Source organism: Mycobacterium sp. (assembly GCF_035603715.1).
GTDB lineage: Bacteria > Actinomycetota > Actinomycetes > Mycobacteriales > Mycobacteriaceae > Mycobacterium.
This window is the reverse complement of the sequence record NZ_DATNJW010000078.1, coordinates 1-7,105: the sequence shown is the minus strand read 5'-3', so window position 1 is coordinate 7,105 and position 7,105 is coordinate 1. Positions and strand designations below refer to the sequence as shown.

The 7,105-nt window shown below is 65.2% G+C and carries 6 protein-coding genes and 1 pseudogene; 4 read left to right on the top strand and 3 right to left on the bottom strand.

Annotated features, from left to right (window positions below; all coding sequences use genetic code 11):
* Positions 1 to 615: 615 nt before the first annotated feature.
* Positions 616 to 987 (top strand): DUF732 domain-containing protein, encoded by a 372-nt coding sequence (locus VN856_RS03255; RefSeq protein ID WP_325686094.1) that lies wholly within the window; start codon positions 616 to 618, stop codon positions 985 to 987.
* Between the two features lie 168 nt (positions 988 to 1,155).
* Here VN856_RS03255 and VN856_RS03250 read toward each other — a convergent pair whose 3' ends face one another.
* Positions 1,156 to 1,599, bottom strand: coding sequence for a nuclear transport factor 2 family protein (locus VN856_RS03250; RefSeq protein ID WP_325686093.1), 444 nt, complete (start codon positions 1,597 to 1,599; stop codon positions 1,156 to 1,158).
* Between the two features lie 213 nt (positions 1,600 to 1,812).
* On the opposite strand from VN856_RS03250, the gene VN856_RS03245 reads away from it, so the two are divergent.
* From VN856_RS03245 to VN856_RS03235, 3 genes are read left to right on the top strand one after another with little or no spacing between them, the layout of a single operon-like run.
* Positions 1,813 to 3,576 (top strand): CocE/NonD family hydrolase, encoded by a 1,764-nt coding sequence (locus tag VN856_RS03245; RefSeq protein ID WP_325686096.1) that lies wholly within the window; start codon positions 1,813 to 1,815, stop codon positions 3,574 to 3,576.
* 57 nt (positions 3,577 to 3,633) lie between these two features.
* Complete coding sequence (locus VN856_RS03240; RefSeq protein ID WP_325686092.1) at positions 3,634 to 4,527, top strand: dienelactone hydrolase family protein; 894 nt, start codon at positions 3,634 to 3,636, stop codon at positions 4,525 to 4,527.
* 15 nt (positions 4,528 to 4,542) lie between these two features.
* Positions 4,543 to 5,415 (top strand): acyl-CoA thioesterase, encoded by an 873-nt coding sequence (locus VN856_RS03235; RefSeq protein ID WP_325686091.1) that lies wholly within the window; start codon positions 4,543 to 4,545, stop codon positions 5,413 to 5,415.
* On the opposite strand, the gene VN856_RS03230 is transcribed toward VN856_RS03235, so the two are convergent.
* Complete coding sequence (locus tag VN856_RS03230; protein ID WP_325686095.1) at positions 5,412 to 6,734, bottom strand: cytochrome P450; 1,323 nt, start codon at positions 6,732 to 6,734, stop codon at positions 5,412 to 5,414. The genes VN856_RS03235 and VN856_RS03230 overlap by 4 nt on opposite strands.
* A gap of 74 nt (positions 6,735 to 6,808) precedes the next feature.
* Positions 6,809 to 7,105, bottom strand: a pseudogene (locus VN856_RS03225) (nuclear transport factor 2 family protein); the annotation flags it as partial.

Genomic DNA, 7,105 nt, shown 5'->3' with positions numbered 1-7,105 from the left:
CGCCCAACGGAAGCTCGTTTGAAGCCCACAACCCTGGGTTCGTTGTGACATTCTGCAGAGATGTCCGCTCCTTCGGGTGTTGTGACGTTTTTGTTCACCGACGTTGAGGGTTCGACCCCGCCGTAGCTCCTCGCATTGCGCGACTTGGGATGCCGCCGAATTGCGTCAAGGCGGCAGCTGAGTTTGCGCGGGTACACTAGCGGGCCGGAAGGGCCGGCGGCTTGCTACGTGGGCTGAGTGTTCTCAGGCAAAGACTCTCTCTTACGGAACTTTCTCCGGCCCTTCCCCTGGCGGTGACGTCAGCTGTTGTGCTTGATGTCCCAGTTCGTGGGGATGCGGGCCGACTTCGCGCAGACCGTCCCGCACGCGTGGGCCGCTGCCAGCGTCGAGCAACATCCTTCACTGCGAAACCACCGAGATGGCGCCCGGTGACGGCATAAATTCGGTCGCTATGGAAGACGACACCGGGCGTGTCGACGACACGAGACTGGTGCACGCGGCGGCGGACGACACACTCGTCGTCTCCGACTTATCCGCGGACCGGCATGGCCGAGTTGGCGTGGTCGCGGCAAATTGATGGCACCATCAACGCCGACAACTAAGGAAAGGCGTCACATGTCCTCACTTCGCTGGCGGGCCGCACTCACCATCCCGATAATCGCTAGCGCTGCCCTGGTTTCCAGTGCTGCGGTTGCAAGTGCCAATCCGACTGATGACGCATACCTCAATCAACTACGGGACTCCGGTCTCACGTGGCCGGCCGGCGACGACGATGCGCTCATCGGGATGGCCTACCTCATCTGCAACGATCTCGAATTTAATTGGACGCCACAACATATTGCCACCAGCATCCACGCCAACATGGACCCGGACAACATCCATGTGCACGATGTCGGAGCCATGGTCAATATCGCGCATGCGACCTATTGCCCCAACGCTGGTTACAACGCCGGCGTCGGCGGCGGCGGCGGTGGTGGCGGCGGCTAGACCAAGTGGGCACATACTTGGCGCGTCGCCGTGTCTTCGCCGTCGATGCCGTCGTGTCACCCAGAACGCCATGGTAGGACCGCCGCGCGCCCGTCCCCTCAACGTCGTGAACTCGCGTGCGCTGTCCATCGATAGCAAGCGGCCGAGTGGTGCCGATGGCGGCCTCTTTTAGATCAGTCCCGTCGCGTCGAAAATCCATGACGTGTCAGCGGTCCCGAGGTCTTCTAACCACGTCGGCGGCGCCTGCGCGGTCATGCTGCCCATGTCCCAATAGTCTTTCCAGAGCGTCACTTTGCCGTCAACGACGCGGTGGACCGAAACGAATTGCAGCACAGCCGTTTCGCCACTTATCCACTTCCAGGTTTCGGAGTGCTCGTACATGACGTCGCTGCCGTTGGACACCAGCACCCCGTCGTGATTCTCGTAGGCCGCCAGCGGCTCGAGCCCGACCTTGAGTCGCTTGACGATGTCGTCGGGCCCCCGAGCGGCCAGGGTCGGCCCGACCGGCATGTCGACATAGATGCAATCCGCGGACAGGAGCGTTTTGACGGCTTCCCAGTCCCGACCTGATAGGGCCTGCCACAGTCCGAGCACCGCTTTCTCAACCGACATGGACTAAGGCTTACCGGGAACCCCCGTGCGGGGCAAGCATCAGCGGATCTTTACAGTCTGGCCAGGCAATGATGCGTGCAGGAGGTGGGGATGCCAACGCTGCGATCGCGACGCAGACGTGTCCGCGAAACCCGTCCGTCGCCCTACTCGCCGTCGTGGGAGCCCAGGGCGGCGCAGTACGGGACGGGCATTGAGCACAACGTCGCGGTGCGGATGAGCGACGGCGTCGAGCTGCGGGTCGACATTCATTACCCCACCGAGCCCGGCACCGACCGGCCCGCCAGTGGGCCGTTCCCGGTGCTGATGTCGATGACGCCGTACGGCAAGAAAGCCCCGCCGCCGGCCGCCCAAATCGGCGGCGGTCCCACCCCGTATTTGATCAAGCGGGGCTACATCGAGGTGATGGTCGACGTCCGGGGATGCGGTGTCTCAGACGGTGCGTTCGAGATGTTCGGCCCACGGCAGTCGCAGGACGGCGTTGAGCTCGTCGACTGGGCATCCAAGCTGCCCAACGCCAACGGGCGGGTCGGCATGTTCGGGGTGTCCTACCTGGCGATCAACCAGCTGTTCACCGCCGCCGCTATCGGGCCGGATTCGCCGCTCAAAGCGATCTTCCCGGTGATGTCGGCGCGCGACTTCTACCGCGACGCAGCGGCGATGGGCGGGGCGCCGCACCTGCGCACGGTGCGGGCCTACGGTGGGGTCTACCGGCTGCTCAACGTCGTCAACCCGGCGCTGGAAGTCATCAATCGCGGCAAGCATCCGCGGCCCCGGGCCGGTGGGTTTGCCGGTGTACGCAAGCGCGGGCGCGATCAGCGCAACTACTTCCGGCCGTTGATCGCCGACGCCGTCGCCGGCGGCGAAACCGCGTTCGACGGGCCGTTCTGGGATGCCATGCGGCCTGGCACGGTGCTGCCGAGCGTGGTCGCCAACAAGGTGGCCGTTTTCCTCGTCGGCGGTTGGCATGACGCCTTCCAGCGTGGCGCTCCGCTGAATTACGCCGCGCTGCAGAACGCGTACGCGGGGCGACCCGACGAACAGCCGATGCAACCCGGCCAGCCGGTGTCCGAGCAGCTGCGACTGATGATGGGCCCCTGGTACCACGTCTCCGACTACGGCGGCCTGCATCTCCACGCGCTACAGCTGCGCTGGTTCGATTACTGGCTGAACGACGACGCGGCAGCGGCGATGTCCGGGTCTCCGTTCACCTTTCAGGCCATCGGAAGCCCGCGGTGGTTCCATGCCCGCGAATATCCGCTCCCTACGGCGACACCGACCCGGTTCTATCTCTCCGAGGCCGGCCACCTGACCGCCGATTGCGCACCCGAAACCTCGACGGCCACAATCAAATACGTGGGCCGTGGTCCGGTGGCCGGCCGAAGCGTCGAGCAGTGGACGCTCGGGCTGACCAGCTTCATGCGCACCCAGCGCGGCGGAAACACCCGCTACGACCAGGACAATCGGCGAGTGCAGCGCGGCGCGCTCACCTACACCACCGAAGTCTTCGGCTCGCCGACGTTGATCGCCGGACCGATCACGCTGACCATCAATGCCACCGCGGACACCACCGAGTCGCTGTGGGTCGCCCATATCGACGACGTTGCACCCGACGGCGCGTGCCGACCGCTGACCCAGGGCGCCCTTCTGGGCTCCCATCGCGCGCTGGACGCGGACCGCACCTGGTATCTGTCGGACGGCACCGTGCTCAAGCCGCACCACATCAGCACTCGGTCAGCCGTCAAACCGGTGGTGCCGGGCGAATTGACCCGCTACGACATCGAGGTCTTCCCGACCGCCGCGCTGCTGGAGTCGGGTCACCGGCTGCGACTCACAGTGACCACGTTCGACTTTCCGCACCTCGTGCCGACCGTGCCCGCCCGCCGCGCGCTGGCCGGTGGCACCTATCGACTGCACCAAGGTGGGCCCACTCCGTCTCATCTGCTGATCCCGGTGGCTGACCCGGATAGTTTCGACTGATCCAGTGCGGCAGCGTCATCCGGGCACGAGGACAGATTGTGGCGCATACTCGCCATGATGACTTCGCTACAGCAATACATCGCCGAGGAAATCGCCACCGATCACGTCGACGGATTGCTGACCAGACGTGAAGCGTTCCGGCGGCTGGCGCTGCTCGGGTTCAGCGCCGGCGCTGCGGCCTCGTTGATCGCGGCCTGTGACGACAAGCCCAGCCAACCACTTCACGCACAATCGGGCGAGGGGGTGGAGGGGCCGGGCGCCAAGCAGGCGCTGCCCACCGAGCCGATCACCTGGGCCGGTCCGCGTGGCGAACTCCAAGGTGCCTGGGCACAGGCCCACAACGCCCGTCGCGGGGTGCTGATCATTCATGAAAACAAGGGGCTCAACGATTGGGTCCGGTCGGTGGCCGAACGTTTCGCCGGAGCCGGCTACTCGGCGCTGGCGGTCGACCTGCTGTCCGAGGAAGGCGGGACTGGACAGTTCGACGACCCCGCAAAGGCCACCGCCGCACTGGCCACCGCACCGTCGGACCGGTTCATCGCCGACCTGAATTCCGGCATCCAGGAACTGCAGAACCGGGTCCCCGGCGGGAAGCTCGCCGTCGTCGGATTCTGCTTCGGCGGCGGGCTGGTGTGGCAGCTACTGGCCTCTCACACGGCACGCCTGTCTGCTGCGGTGCCGTTCTACGGTCCACTTCCCGATAATCACGACTTCAGCGGCGACAGGTCCACTGCGGTGCTGGCGTTCTACGGCGCCCTGGACAAGCGCGTGACCGATTCGGAGCCGGCGGCCAAGGCCGCGCTCGAGCGCGCCGGGCTGATCCACGAGATCGTAGTCGAACCCGATGCCGACCATGCGTTCTTCAACAACACCGGGCCCCGCTACAACGCGGCCGCCGCCGAGGATGCCTGGCGGCGGGTGCTGGAGTGGTTTGGCCGCTACCTGTCTTAACGGCATGATGCGTGCGTGACCTCTCCGCCGCCCATCATCACGCTGAGCCAACTCCTCGATACGCTCGACCTCGAACAGGTCAATGCGGAGTTCTTCGTCGGAAACCAGATCGACGAAATCGCGCATCACATCTCCGGCGGCCACATCGCGGCCCAGGCTCTGATGGCAGCCAGTCGCACTGTGCCCGAGCGCTTACCGCACAGCATGCACATGTATTTCCTTCGGGCCGGTGACGCTCGGCATCCGGTGGACTTCGAAGTCACGGCGCTGCATGACGGCGGCACCTTCTCCGCCCGGCGTGTGACTGCCCGCCAATTCGGCTCGATACTGCTCGAAGGCATCGCATCGTTCAGTAAGTCCGTTGAAAGCGCTGTTTACCAACAACTTCCGCCGGACCTACCGGATCCTGAATCGGTGCCGACCTTCGCCGAGCAGCACAGCGACCACGCCGACGAACGTGGTGGCTGGTGGGTGCGCGAGCAGCCCATCGACTGGCGATACGTGGACCCGTCGGCCCGGCTGGCATCTGACATGGCCGAGCCCCCGCCCGCACGCATACGAATGTGGTGGCGCCCCAGCGGCATTGCCCCGGCTGACCCGATAGTCGCCGCCTGCCTGGTTGCCTTCGTTGCGGGCCGCACGCTGCTCGAGTCGGCCATGATCGCGCGCGGCACGACGCCACTGGGACCGGGCTTTTCGGCCCTGATGGATCTGGCGGTGTGGTTCCATCACCCGCCGGATGTGTCGGATTGGCTGCTCTACGAGCAGCATTCACCCAGTGGCATCGGCGGTCGCGGATTGGCACAGGGCACCATGTTCAACCGCACCGGTCAGCTGGTGTGCACCATGACGCTGGAATGCTACTTCGGCGGAAAGTCGAGCGGCTAGCGCGTAGCCATCGACCTGGCCGGGCCCAAGGTCACCGGCAGCGTCGACCACCCATGCAGCACCCGGGTGTCCCGGCGGCTGCCTGCGCCCGCAGAGCGCACGTCGGGGAAGCGATCGAAAAACGATCGCAATCCCACTTCGCCTTCGGCGCGGGCCAAAGCCGCGCCCAGGCAAAAGTGCCGACCGCCGGAGAACGCCAGATGTTTGCCGGCGTTGTCGCGTTCGATGTCGAACGCGTTCGGGTCGGCGAAAACGGCCGGATCGCGGTTTGCCGCGGCGACATACACGATGACCAGTTCGCCTTGGCTGATCGGGTGACCAGCTATCACGGTGTCGTTCAACGCGCTCCGGGCAGTCATCTGGACGGGCGACTCCAGACGCAAAATCTCTTCGACGGCACCTGCCCACAGCTCGGGCCGCTGCCTGAGCGTGCGGAGATGTTGGGGGTTGTCGAGCAGCATGCGAATCCCATTGCCCAGCAGGTTCACCGTCGTCTCGAATCCAGCTGCCAAGACCAGACCGGCGACCGCCCGAAGCTCGTCGTGATCGAGATACGTTTCCGGCGAACCACTTTCAGCCTTGCGGATCAGTTGGCTCATCAAATCGTCACCGGGAGCGCGGCGCAGCTTGTCCAGATGTGTATCCAGCCAGAAGTTGAAGCCGGCGATCCCGCGCTGCACCCGCCGGTATTGCGGCCAGGGCAGCCCGAAATCCAAGCTGGGCGCGGCAAGCTCGCCGAACTCGAGAATGCGCTGACGATCGTTGTCCGGCACTCCCAGGATGTCGCTGATGATCGCCACCGGAAGCTGGGCGCAGTATCGGTCGACAATGTCGACGACGCCCGGCTCGCGAGAAAGCTCACCGAGCAAGGACTCCGCGGTCTGTTCGACCCCGTCCCGTAGTGCGGAAACCGCGCGGTGGGTGAACACCGACGACACCGTCTTGCGGTAGCGAGTGTGGTCCGGCGGCTCCACGGCCAGCAGCGACGGCGGAAGCAGTGGGTGCAGCAGGTCGTCGCGGAAACGAAGCTCGAGCCACTTCAGCGGCGCGGGCAGGTTCGATCCGATCGACAGCACCCGGAAGTCATCGGAACGCAGCAACTCGTGCCCGATCGCATGGTCCGCGGTGATGTAGCCGATCCGGGATCGCACCAACGGACCGCGCGACCGCACCTCCTCGTAGAAAGGCGCCGGGTTCGCCTTGACGGTCGGGTCGGCGATCAAGCGCGCCTGCAGGTCACCCCGTCGCGCGCCGATCGAGGCGCCGCCGCGGACAAATCCGTGCAGCGCCAGCCAGTGCAACCTCTGCTTGAGTGCAATCTCCACCGGTGAGGCCTCCACATCGTCGCGCAGTGCTTATCCCAAAGCCTACGGGCCGAAGCGGGAGGCGGCAGTCAGCCCAATTCCCAGTTCATGTTTTTCGCGAACGCGATCGCGTCGTCGCTGGCATTGCCCAGCGTGTAACTCCGCTGGATGTACTCGCGCACCATCGGCAGGAAGTTCATCGGGTTGTAGGCGTCTTCCTCATAACTCCACAAGTCGTCGCCGGCGTATTTCATCACCGACAGATTGGCCGCCTGGTGGATGCTCCCGTCGCCGGGATCGCGCATCTGGTTCTGGAACTCGCAGAAGACCCAGCCGCGGTCGACGTCGATGGAGTGCCAGGACGTCGGATAGAACGGCATCTCGCT

Coding starts and splice junctions, on each gene's coding strand:
- VN856_RS03255 (WP_325686094.1), top strand. CDS start 616: ATGTCCTCACTTCGCTGGCGGGCCGCACTCACCATCCCGATAATCGCT.
- VN856_RS03250 (WP_325686093.1), bottom strand. CDS start 1,599: ATGTCGGTTGAGAAAGCGGTGCTCGGACTGTGGCAGGCCCTATCAGGT.
- VN856_RS03245 (WP_325686096.1), top strand. CDS start 1,813: ATGAGCGACGGCGTCGAGCTGCGGGTCGACATTCATTACCCCACCGAG.
- VN856_RS03240 (WP_325686092.1), top strand. CDS start 3,634: ATGACTTCGCTACAGCAATACATCGCCGAGGAAATCGCCACCGATCAC.